Here is a 16,869-nt window from a genome sequence, read left to right on the forward strand (position 1 = left end):
AGATCGCCCCTTTTTTCACGAGATCCCATGCCTGTCACATATCAAATCCTGCCACGCCACAACCTTGTCTATGTGCGCTACAGCGGAGCGATGATGGTGGAAGACAGCCTCAAGGCGTTCGACACCTACGCGCGTGACCCCGGCGCCCGCCCCGGTCAGCGCCACCTGGTCGACCTGAGCCGCATCACCGACATGGAACGCGACTTTGCCCGGATCATGCAACTGCAAGCCACCAAGGGTGCCGAACTCGCGATGCGCGAGACCGAGACCCTGATGGTGTATTTCGCCAACACCCCCCTGTCGCTGCGCGCGGCGGCGCTGGCCAAGAACGGCTGGTCCGTCAGCCAGGGTGTGATCGCCGTCGTTTTCGAACGCGAGGACGCGGTGATGTCGGCCCTTGGCCTGCCCTGCGAGACCATCGACGACATGTTGCAGACCGACCTGCGAAAGATAGACTGACCCTGTTTCAGCCGGGAAAGGTCAGTCCTCCTGCTGCCACGCGGTCCAAGACGCCGATCATCGTCGCGATCCCATGCGCGGTCAGCGGATTTGCCGTTCCCGCTGGCAGGGTGATCACATCGCCGTAATGAACACCGGTTCCACTGACGACATCCGTGCTCAGCCGGTAATTCTTGCCATTGGCGATGCTGAACGCCGCGCGGGCGTCACGGTAGGTCTGCCCCGGATCGGTGATCGCGCTGACCGCCGCCCCGAAGGCGCGCGCCTGAAACGCCAAGGGGTTGGTCTGCCACACATTGCGCGACGCGATGAGGGCCACGCCGGGGGCATTGAAGGTCACGAATGGCAGGCCCATGCGTGACCCGACCACCTGCGCAACCGCACCGCCCAGCGAATGTCCGGTGACATAGACCGGGCCATGCGACCCGGCCCCGGCGGCAACCGCTTCGCCAATCGGGTACATCGCGGTGTTGATCGCAAAGGTCAGCTGCGCGTCTTCGACCAGATCCGAGGTGTTGTCGGTGCCGCGAAAGGCCACCACGAACACTGATCCATCGGTAAAGATGACTGACCGCAATCCGGAATTCGGATCGTATTGAGGTGTTGCAGCAACCCAGCGCGGGACTGACGGGGTGGCATCATACGCGCCGCTCGACATGCGGGCGAACTCGGAAATTTTGGGCATCTTGAAAATCCTTGTGCGTCTAAATGCGGAAACTCTAACGCCACAAAATCGAAATACGGAACATTTTTTGACAGCACGGCCTGCAAGCATGCTGCAACAGGTTTTGCATTTTGCCCCGCAAGCCGTCATCCTGACGTGACCCGGACCGGAGGCATGCCATGCAGGAACCGCCATTCAGCATTGGAATCGAAGAAGAATACCTGCTGGTCGATCTTGACAGCATGGCGCTTGCCGAGGCCCCGGACGGGCTCATGGAGGCCTGTGCTGCGGAGTTGGACAGCCAGGTCAGCCCCGAGTTTCTGCAATGCCAGATCGAGATCGGCACCAAGGTCTGTGCCGATATCAATGCCGCGCGCGAGGATCTCAAGCGGTTGCGCAGCACCGTGGCGCGCTATGCGCGGGTGCATAACCTTGCGCCGATTGCCGCCTCTTGCCACCCGTTCGGCGATTGGAAGACGCAGCATCACACCAACAAGGACCGCTACAACGCGCTTCAGGATGCGTTGGGTGGCGTGGTGCGACGCATGCTGATCTGTGGCATGCATGTGCATGTTGGGCTGAACGATGACGCGCTGCGGGCGGACCTGATGGGTCAGATGGCGTATTTTCTGCCGCATCTGCTGGCGATGTCCACCTCTTCGCCGTTCTGGCAGGGTCAGGATACGGGGCTCGCGTCGTACCGGATCTCGGTCTTCGACAACCTGCCCCGCACCGGCCTTCCGCCGACCTTTGACAATTGGTCGGAATATGAACGCTCGGTTCAGGTGCTGGTCGATCTGGGGGTGATCGAGGACAGCTCAAAGATATGGTGGGATCTGCGGCCGTCGCATTCTTTCCCGACACTTGAGACCCGCATCATGGATGTGCAGCCCCGCCTTGAGGACACGCTGACGCTGGCGGCGATCAACCAGTGCCTGCTGCGGATGCTGTGGCGGCTGCGGGTGCGCAACCAGCGCTGGCGGCGGTATGATCCGTTCCTCATCAGCGAAAACCGCTGGCGGGCACAGCGCTACGGGGTCACCGACGGGCTGATCGACTTTGGCCGCGGTGAGATCGTGCCGATGGCGGAACTCACCGACGAATTGATCGAACTTGTCGAAGAGGATGCGGGCATCCTGCGCTGTTACCGCGAATTGGAGCATGCACGGGACTTTGTCGCGCATGGCAATGCATCGACCCGCCAGCGCGCGGTCGTGGCCGAGGCCAAGGCGGCGGGCAAGGATGCGGATGGCCAGATGCAGGCGGTTGTCGGCCATCTTGTCGAGGCCTTCCACGAGGGGCTTTGACCTTTTGCAAAAGTCCTGAAACAGTTGGCAATTAAACACTTGTTCAATTCACGCATCCAACGGGAGGAGCGGCGCGATGGATTTTGCCCTTTCAGAAGAACAGACCGCCATTTTCGACATGGCCTACGCCTTTGGGCAGGAGCATATCGCCCCCCATGCCCGCGACTGGGAAGCACAGGGCACGATCCCCAAGGATCTCTGGCCGCAGCTGGGCGAATTGGGCTTTGCCGGGCTTTACGTCTCTGAGGAGAGCGGCGGGTCGGGCCTGAGCCGGTTGGACGCAACACTGGTGTTCGAGGCGCTGTCGATGGCCTGTCCGTCGGTCGCGTCTTTCCTGTCGATCCACAACATGTGCGCCAAGATGATCGACAGCTTTGCCGATGACGACATGAAGGCGCGTGTGTTGCCCAAGGCGATGACGATGGAAACCGTGCTGAGCTATTGCCTGACGGAACCGGGCAGCGGATCGGATGCGGCGGCGCTGAAAACCCGCGCCGAACGGACAAACGAGGGCTACACGCTCAACGGGACCAAGGCGTTCATCTCGGGCGGCGGCTATTCCGATCTCTATATCGCCATGGTGCGCACCGGTGCCGAAGGCCCAAAAGGCATTTCGGCGGTGCTGGTGGAAGACGGCACACCGGGGCTGAGCTTTGGCGGGCTCGAGGACAAGATGGGCTGGCGCAGTCAACCGACGCGGCAGGTGCAGTTCGACGATTGCAAGATCCCGGCGGACAACCTGCTGGGCGAAGAAGGGCGCGGCTTTGCCTACGCGATGGCGGGGCTGGATGGCGGGCGGCTCAACATCGCGGCCTGCTCTCTTGGCGCGGCACAGGCCGGGATGACCTCGACCCTCGCCTATATGGCCGAGCGCAAGGCGTTCGGGCACTCGATCGACCAGTTCCAGGCTCTGCAGTTCCGGCTCGCGGATATGGAGATCGAATTGCAGGCCGCGCGCACGTTTCTGCGTCAGGCGGCGTGGAAGCTGGACACCCAGCAGCCGGACGCCACCAAGTTCTGCGCGATGGCCAAGAAATTCGTCACCGAGGCCGGATCAAAGGTTGTCGATCAGTGCCTGCAATTGCACGGTGGCTACGGATACCTTGCCGATTACGGAATCGAAAAGCTGGTCCGCGACCTGCGCGTGCATCAGATCCTCGAAGGGACCAACGAGATCATGCGCCTGATCGTGGCGCGACACTTGCTTGCCAAGTAAGCTGGCCGTGGATTCTTTGGGCCACAAATACCCCGGAGGTGAGGCGCGCAGCGCCCCCTGGCAACAACCACAGGCACGACACTCGATGACCGACATCCATATCCGCAAGGATGGCCACGCAGGCCACATCACACTGAACCGGCCGAAAGCGCTGAATGCGCTTACTTATGACATGTGTCTCGCCATCGAAGACGCGCTCTGGACCTGGCGGGCCGATCCGACGGTCAAGCTTGTCTTGATCGACGCCGAGGGCGACAAGGCGTTTTGCGCAGGCGGAGACATTGCCGAGATGTACGCGACCGGGACCGCCGGTGACTATGCCTATGGTCAACGCTTCTGGCGCGACGAGTACCGGATGAACGCGCTGATCGCTGAATACCCCAAACCGGTGGTAAGCTTTCTGCAGGGCTTCACGATGGGTGGTGGTGTGGGCGTCGGCTGCCACGGCTCGCATCGGGTGGTGGGTGACAGTTCGAGGATCGCCATGCCGGAATGCGGGATCGGTCTGATCCCCGATGTTGGCGGGTCATATCTGCTGGCGCACGCCTCCGGGCATCTGGGGGAATACCTTGGCATGACCACGGACAGGATGGGACCGGGCGACGCGATCCATGTGGGGTTCGCCGATCTGTACGTTCCCGAAGACAAGTGGGACGGCCTCAAGGCCAATCTATGTGCCGAGGGCGATCTGGCGGTTCTGACCACAGCAGCCCGCCCTGCACCCGACGCCTGGCTGAAAGAGGCGCAGTCACAGATCGACGCGCTTTTCGGCGGCGGGTCTTTGGGTGAGATTGTGAAGACACTTCGCGCGGACAATGGCAGCTTTGCGCAAGACGCACTTGCCAGATTGACCCGCAGCGCGCCCCTGTCTCTGGCTTGCACGGTCGAGATCCTGCACCGGCTGCGCGCCGGGAATGGCGACATGAGACAGGCTTTGCAGATGGAGTACCGCTTCACCTCGCGGTCGATGGAGCATGGTGATTTCATCGAAGGCATTCGCGCGGCGATCATCGACAAGGACAAATCCCCGAAATGGTCGCATGATCTGGACGGGGTTTCGAACACTGACGTGACAACCATGCTGCGCCCGGTGGAGGGTGCAGAGGTGACATTCGAGCAAAGGAGCGAGGCATGAAAATCGGGTTCATCGGTCTGGGCAACATGGGTGCGCCGATGGCGGGCAATCTGGCCAAGGCGCGCCATGACGTGACCGGCTATGACATGGCGACAGTGACAGTGGACGGTGTGACGCCAGCACGCAGCGCTGCCGATGCGGCACGGGACGCGGATGTGGTGATCACCATGCTGCCCAACGGCCAGATCCTGCACGCCGTTGCGGCGCAGATCATCCCCGTGATGCGCAAGGGCGCGGTGCTGCTGGATTGCTCGACCGTGGATGTGGACACCGCCCGTTCGGTTGCGCAGGAGGCCGAGGCGGCGGGATTGCTGCCGCTGGATGCGCCTGTGTCGGGAGGCATCGGCGGTGCTGCGGCTGGAACGCTGACCTTCATGGTGGGCGGATCGGACGAGGCGTATCAGAGCGCCCTGCCCCTGTTCGAGACAATGGGGCAGAAATCGGTCCATTGCGGTCCGTCGGGCAACGGTCAGGCGGCCAAGATCTGCAACAACATGATCCTTGGCGTGACCATGATCGCCACATGCGAAGCCTTTGCACTGGCCGACAAGCTGGGTCTGGACCGCAAGGCGATGTTCGACGTGGTCAGCACCTCGTCAGGATCAAGCTGGTCGATGAACGCCTATTGCCCCGCACCCGGTGTCGGCCCCAAATCGCCTGCGGATAACGGCTATACCCCGGGTTTTGCGGCGGATCTGATGCTCAAGGACCTGCGCCTGAGCCAGCAGGCCGCCGAGGCGTCGGACGCCGATACACCTCTGGGTCAGCAGGCAACAGAGCTCTATCGCCGCTTCGTCGAGGACGAAGACGGCGCCGGGCGGGATTTTTCCGCGATGCTGCCGCGTTTCGAAAAACGCGGGCGCGGATAGCCGCCACAATGATCCAAAGATAGCGATCAGTCCCGAAGGAAATGCCCAAAAGATAACGAGATTCCTACAAAAGATCGCCGCCTTGTCGGAGCAAAACCGTCTGAACAACACGGTTAACGGCAAGGCGGCCCAACATGCCCATCGCGCAGGAACTCCCGATCAACATCAATGCCACGGCATTGCAAATGGCCAATGCCATTTTCGGCTCTGGTGTGACGGTCAGCAGCGCGACCTATTCCGGCGACTTCCGATCCTCGGGCATCTACTCCAACGGAGACACGATCTCTCCGGGTGTGGTTCCCGGAGATTCCGGTGTCATCATGTCGACCGGTTTTGTTGCGGATTTCACCAATAATTCCGGCACCCTGAACACAAATATCAGCGGCTCTACCGGCACGAACACATCGGGTATAAACCGCGATGCGGACTTCGATGCGCTGGCAGGTCGGAACACCTTTGACGCTGCCTTTCTCGAAGTGGTGTTCACCCCGGCGGGCGATTTCATCACAGTGGATTTTGTAATCGCCTCGGATGAATACCCGGAATTCGTGAATTCGACCTTTCTCGACACCGTAGGTGTCTGGGTCAACGGAGTCGAAGCGACAGTTTCGGTGGGCAATGGTCAGGCATCGATCGGCAACATCAACAGCGCGACGACGCCGAACCTCTACAAGGACAACACGCTCGACCAGTTCAACACCGAAATGGACGGTCTGACGGTCACCTTGACCTTTGTCGCGCCGGTGAATCCCGGTGTGCCGAACACGATCAAACTGGGTGTCGCCGATACGTCGGACCCCAATTATGATACCAATTTCCTCATTGCAGGTGGGTCGATCCAGTCGTCCATCATCGCACTGGATGACAGCGCCAATATCGGTCTGAACAGCTCCAAGACCATCAATGTGATGGACAATGACAGCACCACGGCGGGCACGCTGACGGTGACCCATATCAATGGCATCGCCGTGGGTCCTGGTGGGTCAGTCACGTTGACCTCGGGCCAGACGGTAACCCTCAACGCCGATGGCACGCTGACCGTGCTGTCGGATGGGGATGTCGAGACTGCGTATTTCACCTATACGATCAACAACGGCGTCGGTCAGGACGATACCGGGATCGTTCAGGTCAACCAGCTGCCGTGTTTTGTCGCGGGCACGCTGATCGACACACCCAAAGGCCCGGTGCCGGTGCAGGATCTGCGCCCCGGTGATCTCGTTCTGACGCTGGACAATGGGGCGCAGCCGCTGCGCTGGATCGGGGCGCGCGAGATCGAGGCGCGGGACAATTTCGCGCCGATCCGCATTTGCGCGGGCAGTTACGGCGCCGAGGCGGATGTGCTTCTGTCACCGCAGCACCGCGTTCTGATCCGCGATATCTGGGCGGAATTGCTGTTCGGGGAATCCGAAGTGCTGGTCAAGGCCAAGGATCTGGTGAACGACAAGACCGTGCGACGCGAGGAAAGCGAGACGCCGGTGACCTATGTGCATCTGCTCTTCGACCAGCACAACATCCTGTCCTCCAGCGGGCTGTTGTCGGAAAGCTACCTGCCCGGCCCGATGATGCGCCACACCTTCCCCAACGAGGCATGTGCCGAGATCATCACGCTGTTCCCGGAACTGGCGGATATCGATTCCGCAGGATGGGCTGCCGCGCGTCCGATCCTCAAGACCTACGAGGCGCAGGCATTGCAGGCCCGCGCCGCGTGAAGATCACTCTGCCGCGAGCGGTTTTTTCGCCTCCAGCATCGGCTTGAGATAGCGCCCGGTATGGGAGGCCGCGACCTCGGCCACCTCTTCGGGTGTGCCTGTCGCCACGATCTGACCACCGCCATCGCCGCCTTCCGGGCCAATGTCGATCAGCCAGTCCGCCGTCTTGATCACGTCTAGGTTGTGTTCGATCACGATGACAGAATTGCCCTGCTCCACAAGCTCATGCAACACCTCAAGAAGCTTGCGGACGTCCTCGAAATGCAAGCCGGTTGTTGGCTCATCAAGGATGTAAAGCGTGCGCCCGGTTGACCGTTTGGCCAGCTCCTTGGACAGCTTCACGCGCTGTGCTTCGCCGCCAGACAGGGTCGTCGCCTGTTGGCCCACCTTGATATAGCCAAGGCCCACGCGCACCAGTGCATCCATCTTTTCGCGGATGCTTGGAACCGCCTTGAAGAACTCCTGCGCATCTTCAACCGTCATGTCAAGAACGTCGGCTATGCTCTTGCCTTTGAACCTGATTTCCAAAGTTTCGCGGTTGTAGCGCGCGCCCTTGCAGGTCTCGCAGGTGACATAGACGTCCGGAAGGAAGTGCATCTCGATCTTGATGACGCCGTCACCCTGACAGGCCTCGCAGCGCCCGCCCTTGACGTTGAAGCTGAACCGGCCCGGCTTGTACCCGCGCGCCTTGGCTTCGGGCAGACTGGCGAACCAGTCGCGGATCGGGGTGAAGGCCCCGGTATAGGTGGCGGGGTTCGACCGCGGCGTGCGCCCGATGGGCCGCTGGTCTATGTCGATCACCTTGTCCAGATGCTCCAACCCCTTGATGGTCTCGCAGGGCGCGGGTGTCTGGCGCGCGCCGTTCAGGCGCATGGAGGCGGTCTTGAACAGGGTTTCGATCGTCAGCGTGGATTTGCCGCCGCCGGACACACCCGTGACGCAGACAAACTTGCCCAACGGGAATTCGGCTGTGACGTTCTGCAGGTTGTTGCCCGTGGCCTTGACCACGGTGATCGATTTGCCCTTCTTGCCCGTGCGCCGCTCTGACGGCACGGCAATCTCGCGCGCGCCGCTCAGGTACTGGCCGGTCAGCGATGCGGGATCGTCCGCCACCTGCTTGGGCGTGCCGTGCGAGACCACCTGCCCGCCATGCACACCGGCGCCGGGTCCAATGTCGAAGACGTAATCCGCCTCGCGGATCGCCTCTTCGTCATGTTCGACAACGATCACCGTATTGCCTTGATCGCGCAGGGATTTCAGCGTTCCGAGCAGCCGGTCATTGTCGCGCTGGTGCAGGCCGATGGACGGCTCGTCCAGAACGTAAAGCACACCTGTCAGGCCCGATCCGATCTGGCTGGCAAGCCTGATCCGCTGGCTTTCACCGCCCGACAGCGTGCCTGCGTTTCGCGACAGCGTCAGGTATTCGAGACCCACATTGTTCAGGAACCCCAGCCGTTCTCGGATTTCCTTGAGGATCGCCTTGGCGATTTCGTTCTTCTGGGTGGTCAGGTGGTCAGGCACGGTCTGGCACCAGTCAAACGCGTCCTTGATCGACATCTGGACGACCTGACCGACATGCAGAAGCTGGTCTTGCCCGCCTTTGGCGGGACCGATCTTGACCGCCAGCGCCTCTTCCCGCAGGCGGTAGCCGCCACAGGTGCCGCAGGATCGGTTGTTCTGGAAGCGCTCGAATTCCTCGCGGATCCAGTTGCTGTCGGTTTCGCGGTAGCGGCGTTCCATGTTCGGGATCACACCTTCGAAGGTGCGTGTCACCTGGTAGACGCGGCCACCCTCGTCATAGCGGAACGGGATTTCCTCGTCGCCCGAGCCGTAGAGGAAGATCTGCTGGATATGCGGATCAAGGTCCTTCCAGCGGGCGTTCTTGTTGAAACCGTAGTGTTTCGCAAGCGATTCAATGGTTTGCAGGAAATACGGGCTCTTGCCTTTGCGCCACGGAGCCAGCGCGCCATCGCTGATCTTGAGCGTCGTGTCGGGCACAACGAGGTTGGGATCGAAGAACAGTTCAACCCCGAGACCGTCGCACTCCGGGCAGGCGCCGAACGGCGCGTTGAACGAAAACAGGCGCGGTTCGATTTCCGAGATGGTGAAGCCACTGACCGGGCAGGCGAATTTTTCCGAGAACGTGTGGCGGTGGGGCTCATCGGTCGCTTGCGCGCCCTCCTCGCCTGAAGAGGTCGCGTCAGCGCCCGATGAAGGCACCGTTTCGAGAATGGCAATGCCATCCGCCAAATCCAGCGCAGTGCGGAAACTGTCGGCAAGCCGCGTCTCCAGCCCCTCCTTCACCACCAGACGGTCCACCACCACGTCGATGTCATGACGGAACTTCTTGTCGAGCGTCGGCGGTTCGTCCAGTTCGTAGAACTGCCCGTTCACCTTGACCCGCTGGAAACCCTGCTTGCGCAGGTCAAGGAATTCCTTGCGGTACTCGCCTTTGCGGTCGCGCACGATGGGCGCCAGAAGATAGGCGCGTGTGCCCTCCTCCATCGCCATGACGCGGTCCACCATGTCCTGCACCTGCTGCGCCTCGATGGGCAGGCCAGTGGCGGGGCTGTAGGGCGTGCCGACACGCGCAAACAAAAGGCGCATGTAATCGTAGATCTCGGTCACCGTGCCGACGGTGGAGCGCGGGTTCTTCGAGGTGGTCTTCTGCTCGATGGAAATGGCTGGCGACAGGCCCGAGATGTGATCCACATCGGGCTTCTGCATCATGTCGAGGAACTGCCGCGCATAGGCCGACAGCGATTCAACGTAGCGCCGCTGGCCCTCGGCATAGATGGTGTCGAACGCAAGGGACGATTTGCCCGAGCCCGACAGCCCGGTGATCACCACAAGCTGGTCGCGCGGAATATCCACGTCGATGTTCTTGAGATTGTGCTCGCGCGCGCCACGCACTTCGATGTTCTTCAGCTCTGGCATGTGATCCCCCGGTACGGATGACTAACACATAGGTGATGGTGCGCGTTTCGCCAATCGGAATATGAGAACAAAGAAGGAACTTTTGGGTTCGATCACAAAAAATACAAACGGCCCCGGAACCTGTCCGAGGCCGTGAATAGAAAGCGTGCGTCGAATTATTGCAATTTGACGCCGCAGCTGTCGAAAAAGGCAAGGATTTCGTCGGTCAGCAAGCCCTGCCCGGTGGCAATCTGAACCAGCTCGAACGCACTTCCATTGTTCACTTCGATGACGACAGGGCCGTCTTCGGTCAGGGCGATGTCAGTCGAACCAAAACGGTTGACCGCGTGCATCCGGGCAACCTGTTCGTTGACGTTGCGCAAAGCCTGCCAATGAGGAAGGCATTCACCGACCAAATCGCGGTCATGACCCGGAAGCGTATCGTGGTAGGTCAGGTCACCGTTGCGGCTGGATACGATCTTGAGCACTTCGCCTGTTTCGGGGTCAAGGTGGCACAAAAGGTTGCCAGCCCGCCAGAAATTATCGGCGACATTATTGCCCATCGGCAATTTCAGTACGGTGGCCGGCACTGCAAGACCTTCATCCGTGATCAGATTCACACAGCGCACTGTCGCAACCGCATCTGTGATGCCCTTGAAGAAGCTGTGCGGTTTGACGCAGTGCTGGATCAGGTAGCCACGATCACCGAAAATCTCGGTGGCGAGGTCATCGAAGGTGACTGGGTCTCGACCATCGACCATCACGTGTGTCTCGGTGCAACCGGACAGGCGCACCGCTCCAGCACTCCACATGCCGTTTAGGTTCTTGGCGAAAAGCGGGAACTCCGCCGAAGTCGTCAGGAAGTTCCGCAGGTCTTCCGCGCCCTCCAGCTTGGGCACATCCGGATAGGCGCGTGCGCTGCGGTCGAACACCGCGGCATTCTTGGGCTGCGGGATGCCGTGCGCGCCGAGGATGGAGGAGGACAGCCACTTGTCTTCCGTAACCGACCACCATTGCCGATCATTGCATTTATCGATGGTGGGCCAGTGCAGGTCAGCCGAGATAAAGCGCGACCGCGCGTCATCGGTCCATTTCGTACGGTCGTAGAGCTTGTACATCAAGTATTCGTAGAACTTCAGCTTGCCGCGCTGCTTGCGCAGCTTGTAGAAATCAAGCGCGATAGCGATCGGGCTCCGACCGCTGGCACGAGCGGCAGTCGTCAGCTTCTCAGCCAAGTTTACCTTGTTCTTGCCCAGCATCTGGGCGACGTCTTCGACGTAAACGGACATGCTTTACCTCATTGATGTTTCCCCTGTCGTAGATGCCGGATGTGGAAACAATAAGGCAGAGTTACGCCGATTGTGCGGTTTCCGAGAGCTGTGGGTGAACCTGGTGACCGGGCGGTTTGTCCGATTTGCCCCGTGCACGCCAGCGGATTGCTGATCATCGGATTGACGTTACTTTCGCGAACGTCGGGCATCCGGTTGCTCGGCAATAGGCCCAAATAAAGCGAAGGAGAGTTTATCCGTTCGTTTTTGTATATACATTGCGGTTACATTGTCGTAACAGGACAAGGCTCTTGAAGGAGATCACTTGCGTGGCAAAAACCGAAAAGCCGAAGAAACAGCGCAAGGATGGTCAGTTGATCATTCGCATCGCGAAAGACGACCGCGATGCCTTTGTCGACCTGTGTGACCGGCTGGATACCAGCGCTGCGCGCGAGATCCGGCGGTTCATCCGCGATTTTCTGCAAGAGCATGAGACCGAACCGACCAAACTATCGAAAAAGGACTGATGACATGGCGAAGAAATCGACAATCAAAAGCCTCAAAGCCGAAGTGAAAAGCCGCAAGGCCAAGGTTGTCCGGCAGGAAAAGAAACTGAAACAAGCCAGGAAGGCGCTCAAGAAAGCGGCCTGACCATAGTTCGAGGGGACCATCAGAACATGACACGACTGACCGACATTCACGGCATTGGACCGGCATTGGCCAAACGGCTCGAAGCTGCAGGTATCGTTGATGGCAAGACGCTGGCAAAGGCGGACACGGCTGTGCTGACCGCCATTCCCGGCGTTTCCGCTTCGCGTGCCGCCGCGTGGCAGGAAACTGCCGCGGGCAACGCGCCGACGGCCTCCTCGGACATTCAGGCTGATCAGCCCGACACCACGCTGGTGGTCTTGGCGGTTCCATCGGCAGACGCAGCGCCTGTCGAAGACGCACCTGTCGAGGCAGCAAAGCCCAAGGCCGAAAAGAAACCCGCCAAGGGCAAGAAAAAAGACGAAAAGACCAAGACGAAGAAAGCCGGGAAACCTGCCAAGGCGAAGAAGGCTGAAAAGTCGAAAAAGGCTGACGCGGACGTCAAGAAGACCGGGAAGACCAAGAAAACCGCATCGGACAAGAAAAAATCCGCGGACAAGGGCAAGACCGACAAGACCGACAAGACCGACAAGACCAAGAAAACCAAAGCCAAGTCCAAGAAGAAGGCCAAGGCGGCCTGACCGATCCGCGAAACGGTAACGCATGATTCATGAAAAACCGGGCCAGCACATCGCGGACCCGGTTTTTTCTGGGTGTTTGACTGCGTCAGCGGTAGAGCAGCGACACCCCGTCATGGAACACATGCACCTTGTCCGGACTTGCGCCCAGTTTCACCGGCTTGCCCCGCAGACCGGCATGGATGCCCGGCAGTTTGCCGATCACCGGATCCGCCTCGCCCTGTTTGGCGAAATAAAGCAGCGTCACCTCGCCCAAGGCTTCGGTGATGTTCACCTTGCCTTCGAAGATGTGGTCCCCGTCGGTTTCGAGGAAATCCTCGGGCCGGACGCCGACATTGACCTTGAGACCCATATCCGCGTCCGTGGTCGGGTAATCCGACACCGCGGTGCCGCCGCCTTCCATCTTGATCGTGGTCTGCTGGCCCGTGCCGGTGATTTCGCCGGGCAGCAGGTTCATCGCCGGTGAACCGATGAACTGCGCGACGAATTCGCTGTTCGGGCGTTCATAGAGATCAAGCGGCGCGCCGACCTGCGCGATGCCCTTGTTGGCCAGCACGACGATCCGGGTGGCCAAAGTCATGGCTTCGACCTGATCGTGGGTCACGTAGATCATTGTCGAGTCCGGCATCTGCTCCTTGAGCTGCGCAATCTCGATCCGGGTGGCGACACGCAGCGCCGCATCCAGATTCGAAAGCGGCTCGTCGAAGAGATACACCTTGGGGTCGCGCACGATGGACCGGCCAATGGCCACGCGCTGTCGTTGCCCCCCGGACAGAGCCTTGGGCAGGCGGTCGAGATATGGGTCGAGTTGCAGCATCTTGGCCGCCCGGTCCACCGCCGCGTCTATCTCGGATTGGGGTTTCTTGGCGATCTTGAGCGCGAACTGCATGTTCTCGCGCACCGTCATGTGCGGGTACAGCGCGTAGGACTGGAACACCATGGCGATGCCGCGCATTGCGGGCGGCATGTCATTGACCACCTGCCCGTCGATTTCGAGCGTGCCGCCGGTGATCTTTTCCAATCCGGCAATCATCCGCAACAGGGTGGACTTGCCACAGCCGGACGGGCCGACAAACACGATCAGTTCGCCCTGCGTGATGTCGAGATTGATGTTGTTGAGCACGTTGACCGCGCCCGCATAGGTCTTTTCGACATCCGTCAGCTTCAGATTGGCCATGACTGTCCCTCCCTCATCCTGTCTCTTCAGGACTTCGTTTTAAGCGCGAGGCAGGGTTGCCACGGGCCAAGATGCAATTTGCCGTCCGCCTGCGGTCCGGCACTCCCCAGTTCCAGACCGATCTGCGTCCAGTTGCCCTCGGGCAGCGCCATCGTGGCGGGCTGGTCGCTGAGGTTGAAGGCGCAGAAAATGATCTCGCCCTCGTGGCTGCGGGTGAAATGGACGATGCTGTCCGAATTCCTGACCCCGTCATGATCGCCCTTGGCCAGCGCCGGTTGCGCATGGCGGAAGGCGATGGCGCGGCGGTAATGGTGCAGGATGGCGGCCGGGTCGTCTTCCTGGTGCAGGACGGTGCGATGCAGGTGGTCGTGGCTCACGGGCAACCAGGGTTGGCCGGTGGTGAAGCCGCCATTCTGGTTCGACGCCTCCCAGACCATCGGCGTGCGGCAGCCGTCACGGCCCTTGAATTCGGGCCAGAATTCGATGCCATAGGGGTCTTGCAGGTCTTCGAAGCCCACGTCGGCTTCGGGCAGGCCCAGCTCCTCGCCCTGGTAGATGCAGACCGATCCGCGCAGGCACATCATCAGCGTGGCAAACAGGCGCTGTGCGGCAGGTGACAGGTTCCAGCGGGTCGCATGGCGCACCACATCGTGGTTGGAAAACGCCCAGCAGGCCCAGCCACCCGCGGCCACCTCGTCCACCTGCGCCAGCACTTCGACAAACCGCTCGGCGGTCGGCTCGACCCCGGACAGGAACTCGAAGGCGTAGCACATGTGGATGCGGTTCTCGCCGCGCGTGTATTCCCCCATGATTTCGAGTCCGCGCTGCGCGTCGCCCACTTCGCCCACCGAGGTTGTGCCGTCGTATTCATCCAGAAGCGCGCGGAACCGTTCCAGAAACTCGAGGTTTTCCGGCTGGTTCTTGGAATAAAGATGTTCCTGGTGGTTATACGGGTTCACCGAGGGCGCGATATTGGCGTTGCGCTTTTCCTTGGGCAAACCGGGATTGCTGCGCAACTCCTTGTCATGGAAGTAGAAGTTGATCGTATCAAGGCGGAAGCCGTCAACGCCGCGGTCCAGCCAGAACCGCGTCACGTCCAGCAGTGCCTGCCGCACATCCGGGTTGTGGAAATTCAGATCGGGCTGCGAAGTCAGGAAATTGTGCAGGTAATACTGTTCGCGCCGCGCATCCCATTGCCATGCCGAGCCACCAAAGATCGACAGCCAGTTGTTGGGCGGTGTGCCGTCTTCCTTGGGGTCGGACCAGACATACCAATCGGCCTTGTCATTGGTTCGGCTCGACCGGCTGAGCTGGAACCAAGGGTGCTGGTCCGACGTGTGCGACAGCACGAGGTCGATCATCACCCGAATGCCCAGCCGGTGCGCGGTCTGCACCAGCACATCGAAATCGGCCAATGAGCCGAACATCGGATCAACATCGCAATAATCGCTGACGTCGTAGCCGAAATCCTTCATCGGGGAGGCGAAGAAGGGGCTGATCCAGATCGCGTCCACGCCCAGCGACGCCACATAGGGCAGCCGTTGCGCGATCCCGAGCAGGTCGCCAATGCCGTCGCCGTTGCTGTCCTGAAAGCTGCGTGGGTAAATCTGATAGATCACCGCCCCACGCCACCAGTCCTTGTCCACTGCCGGGTCTTTTGCGGCCAGAGTGTTTGCCACGTTCATCGTCCTGTCTTTCCTTGCATCCGCATCTCCGGATGCGCTGTGAGTGTTGGCCGCGCCGATCCGGCGGGCCGCGTTATTTGACCGATCCGGCCAAGAGGCCGCGCACGAGATATTTCTGCATCGCGAAGAACACCAGAAGCGGCACCGCGATGGAGACGAAGGCGGCGGTGGCGAGGATCTCCCAATTGCCGCCACGTGTGCCCAAAAGTTCCACGATCTGGTTGGTCATCACCGTGGTCTGCCCGGTTGCGTCGATCAGGAACACCTTGGCCACCAGCAGGTCATTCCATGTCCAGAGGAACTGGAAGATCGCAAAGCTGGCCAGCGCCGGGAAGGACAGCGGCAGGATGATCTTGGTGAAGATCTGGAACTCGGTCGCGCCGTCCACGCGGGCATTCTCGATGATGTCCCGAGGCAGGCCGACCATGTAGTTGCGCAAGAGATAAATCGCCAAGGGTAATCCGAACCCGGTATGGGCGAGCCATGTGCCAAGGTAGCCTTTGCCGATGCCGATCCCCAGATGCAGCTTCAACAGCGGGATGAGCGCCAGTTGCAGCGGCACCACCAGCAGCCCGACAATGACGGCGATCAAAAGCGCCCTGCCCGGAAAATCCATCCACGCCAGCGCATAGGCCGCGAAGGCCGCCACGACGATGGGAATGATGGTGGCCGGGATCGTCACGGTCAGCGTGTTGAAGAACGCCTTGGCCATGCTGTCGGTTGCATTGCCCGAGAACAGGACCTGCTGGTAATTCTCGAGCGTGAAATCGGGCGGCAGTTCGGCGGTCACGAAGATCCGCTGCCCCCGGCTGCCCTCCATCTCGACCGGACTTTCCAGACGGTAATCGCCATTTGCCTGCACGGTGATCCGTTCGCCGTCGCGCAGCTCTGCCGTGTCACCGGGCGCGTAGGCGCCGATATCGCGCGAGGATGTGCCCCATGCGGACATGTCGATCTCGTCCGACAGGTCTTCTCCGGTGAACAGGTTGCCTTCGATCACGTAGACGCCGTCAACCGACATCTGCGTGTCAGGGTCCGCCGTGCGCAGCGTCAGGCTTTGTTCGGTCGGGAACAGCGCCTTCCACCAGCCGGACGTCGCGATCTGATCCGCGGTACGGAAGGACGACACGAAAAGGCCAACTGTCGGGAACAGCCACAGCGCCACAAGTGCCGCGACCGAGATGTGAACCGCCCAAGTGAGGGAGGATTTGGTTCCTGCGATGTTATCCATGATTTGC

14 protein-coding genes are annotated in these 16,869 nt (G+C 60.6%); 8 read left to right on the forward strand and 6 right to left on the reverse strand.

Translation table 11 applies throughout. The features are described from left to right. Window positions 1–27: 27 nt before the first annotated feature. Window positions 28–459, forward strand: a complete 432-nt coding sequence (locus IEV82_RS07440) for a hypothetical protein (protein WP_188481353.1) — start codon at window positions 28–30, stop codon at window positions 457–459. 7 nt (window positions 460–466) lie between these two features. Here the strand turns inward: IEV82_RS07440 and IEV82_RS07445 are convergent, their stop codons facing one another. Beyond that, on the reverse strand, window positions 467–1,144 hold the full coding sequence (locus IEV82_RS07445; protein ID WP_188481354.1) for a Tle-like phospholipase domain-containing protein: 678 nt from the start codon (window positions 1,142–1,144) through the stop codon (window positions 467–469). A 158-nt stretch (window positions 1,145–1,302) separates the two neighbouring features. Between IEV82_RS07445 and IEV82_RS07450 the strand changes: the two genes are divergently transcribed. The 5 genes from IEV82_RS07450 to IEV82_RS07470 all read left to right on the forward strand — a co-directional run bounded on the left by IEV82_RS07450 (window position 1,303) and on the right by IEV82_RS07470 (window position 7,359). After that, window positions 1,303–2,430, forward strand: coding sequence for a carboxylate-amine ligase (locus IEV82_RS07450; RefSeq protein ID WP_188481355.1), 1,128 nt, complete (start codon window positions 1,303–1,305; stop codon window positions 2,428–2,430). 76 nt (window positions 2,431–2,506) lie between these two features. Continuing rightward, a complete protein-coding gene (locus IEV82_RS07455) occupies window positions 2,507–3,646 on the forward strand; it encodes an acyl-CoA dehydrogenase family protein (protein ID WP_188481356.1) in 1,140 nt (379 codons plus the stop codon). A gap of 85 nt (window positions 3,647–3,731) precedes the next feature. Further along, the gene (locus IEV82_RS07460) at window positions 3,732–4,781 is read left to right on the forward strand and encodes an enoyl-CoA hydratase/isomerase family protein (protein ID WP_188481357.1); all 1,050 of its coding nucleotides are present in this window, start codon (window positions 3,732–3,734) and stop codon (window positions 4,779–4,781) included. After that, window positions 4,778–5,650, forward strand: coding sequence for a 3-hydroxyisobutyrate dehydrogenase (gene mmsB, locus IEV82_RS07465; protein ID WP_188481358.1), 873 nt, complete (start codon window positions 4,778–4,780; stop codon window positions 5,648–5,650). The genes IEV82_RS07460 and mmsB overlap by 4 nt, the downstream gene beginning before the upstream one ends. Window positions 5,651–5,784: 134 nt before the next feature. After that, entirely contained in the window at window positions 5,785–7,359 is a 1,575-nt protein-coding gene (locus IEV82_RS07470; protein WP_188481359.1) for a Hint domain-containing protein, read from the forward strand. Window positions 7,360–7,362: 3 nt separating this feature from the next. On the opposite strand, the gene uvrA is transcribed toward IEV82_RS07470, so the two are convergent. Both uvrA and IEV82_RS07480 read right to left on the reverse strand, forming a co-directional pair. Next, window positions 7,363–10,296: an excinuclease ABC subunit UvrA gene (uvrA, locus tag IEV82_RS07475; protein WP_188481360.1), complete on the reverse strand. Its 2,934-nt coding sequence runs from the start codon at window positions 10,294–10,296 to the stop codon at window positions 7,363–7,365. Between the two features lie 155 nt (window positions 10,297–10,451). Beyond that, window positions 10,452–11,564, reverse strand: coding sequence for a sugar-transfer associated ATP-grasp domain-containing protein (locus IEV82_RS07480; RefSeq protein WP_188481361.1), 1,113 nt, complete (start codon window positions 11,562–11,564; stop codon window positions 10,452–10,454). A 308-nt stretch (window positions 11,565–11,872) separates the two neighbouring features. Here IEV82_RS07480 and IEV82_RS07485 point away from each other — a divergent pair, with 308 nt between their 5' ends. Continuing rightward, window positions 11,873–12,070: a hypothetical protein gene (locus IEV82_RS07485; protein ID WP_188481362.1), complete on the forward strand. Its 198-nt coding sequence runs from the start codon at window positions 11,873–11,875 to the stop codon at window positions 12,068–12,070. Window positions 12,071–12,220: 150 nt separating this feature from the next. Beyond that, the gene (locus IEV82_RS07490; RefSeq protein ID WP_188481363.1) at window positions 12,221–12,772 is read left to right on the forward strand and encodes a helix-hairpin-helix domain-containing protein; all 552 of its coding nucleotides are present in this window, start codon (window positions 12,221–12,223) and stop codon (window positions 12,770–12,772) included. Window positions 12,773–12,857: 85 nt separating this feature from the next. Here IEV82_RS07490 and IEV82_RS07495 read toward each other — a convergent pair whose 3' ends face one another. The 3 genes from IEV82_RS07495 to IEV82_RS07505 all read right to left on the reverse strand — a co-directional run bounded on the left by IEV82_RS07495 (window position 12,858) and on the right by IEV82_RS07505 (window position 16,862). Next, window positions 12,858–13,946 (reverse strand): ABC transporter ATP-binding protein, encoded by a 1,089-nt coding sequence (locus IEV82_RS07495; protein WP_188481364.1) that lies wholly within the window; start codon window positions 13,944–13,946, stop codon window positions 12,858–12,860. A 26-nt stretch (window positions 13,947–13,972) separates the two neighbouring features. Next, the gene (bglA, locus tag IEV82_RS07500; RefSeq protein WP_188481365.1) at window positions 13,973–15,631 is read right to left on the reverse strand and encodes a beta-galactosidase BglA; all 1,659 of its coding nucleotides are present in this window, start codon (window positions 15,629–15,631) and stop codon (window positions 13,973–13,975) included. Window positions 15,632–15,704: 73 nt separating this feature from the next. Continuing rightward, window positions 15,705–16,862, reverse strand: a complete 1,158-nt coding sequence (locus IEV82_RS07505) for a carbohydrate ABC transporter permease (RefSeq protein WP_188481366.1) — start codon at window positions 16,860–16,862, stop codon at window positions 15,705–15,707. Window positions 16,863–16,869: the final 7 nt, after the last annotated feature.

The organism is Marivita lacus (genome assembly GCF_014637725.1).
GTDB lineage: Bacteria > Pseudomonadota > Alphaproteobacteria > Rhodobacterales > Rhodobacteraceae > Marivita > Marivita lacus.

Excerpts from the sequence above, each read along its gene's own strand:
- IEV82_RS07440 (WP_188481353.1), top strand. The coding sequence starts at position 28 with ATGCCTGTCACATATCAAATCCTGCCACGCCACAACCTTGTCTATGTG.
- IEV82_RS07445 (WP_188481354.1), bottom strand. The coding sequence starts at position 1,144 with ATGCCCAAAATTTCCGAGTTCGCCCGCATGTCGAGCGGCGCGTATGAT.
- IEV82_RS07450 (WP_188481355.1), top strand. The coding sequence starts at position 1,303 with ATGCAGGAACCGCCATTCAGCATTGGAATCGAAGAAGAATACCTGCTG.
- IEV82_RS07455 (WP_188481356.1), top strand. The coding sequence starts at position 2,507 with ATGGATTTTGCCCTTTCAGAAGAACAGACCGCCATTTTCGACATGGCC.
- IEV82_RS07460 (WP_188481357.1), top strand. The coding sequence starts at position 3,732 with ATGACCGACATCCATATCCGCAAGGATGGCCACGCAGGCCACATCACA.
- mmsB (WP_188481358.1), top strand. The coding sequence starts at position 4,778 with ATGAAAATCGGGTTCATCGGTCTGGGCAACATGGGTGCGCCGATGGCG.
- IEV82_RS07470 (WP_188481359.1), top strand. The coding sequence starts at position 5,785 with ATGCCCATCGCGCAGGAACTCCCGATCAACATCAATGCCACGGCATTG.
- uvrA (WP_188481360.1), bottom strand. The coding sequence starts at position 10,296 with ATGCCAGAGCTGAAGAACATCGAAGTGCGTGGCGCGCGCGAGCACAAT.
- IEV82_RS07480 (WP_188481361.1), bottom strand. The coding sequence starts at position 11,564 with ATGTCCGTTTACGTCGAAGACGTCGCCCAGATGCTGGGCAAGAACAAG.
- IEV82_RS07490 (WP_188481363.1), top strand. The coding sequence starts at position 12,221 with ATGACACGACTGACCGACATTCACGGCATTGGACCGGCATTGGCCAAA.
- IEV82_RS07495 (WP_188481364.1), bottom strand. The coding sequence starts at position 13,946 with ATGGCCAATCTGAAGCTGACGGATGTCGAAAAGACCTATGCGGGCGCG.
- bglA (WP_188481365.1), bottom strand. The coding sequence starts at position 15,631 with ATGAACGTGGCAAACACTCTGGCCGCAAAAGACCCGGCAGTGGACAAG.
- IEV82_RS07505 (WP_188481366.1), bottom strand. The coding sequence starts at position 16,862 with ATGGATAACATCGCAGGAACCAAATCCTCCCTCACTTGGGCGGTTCAC.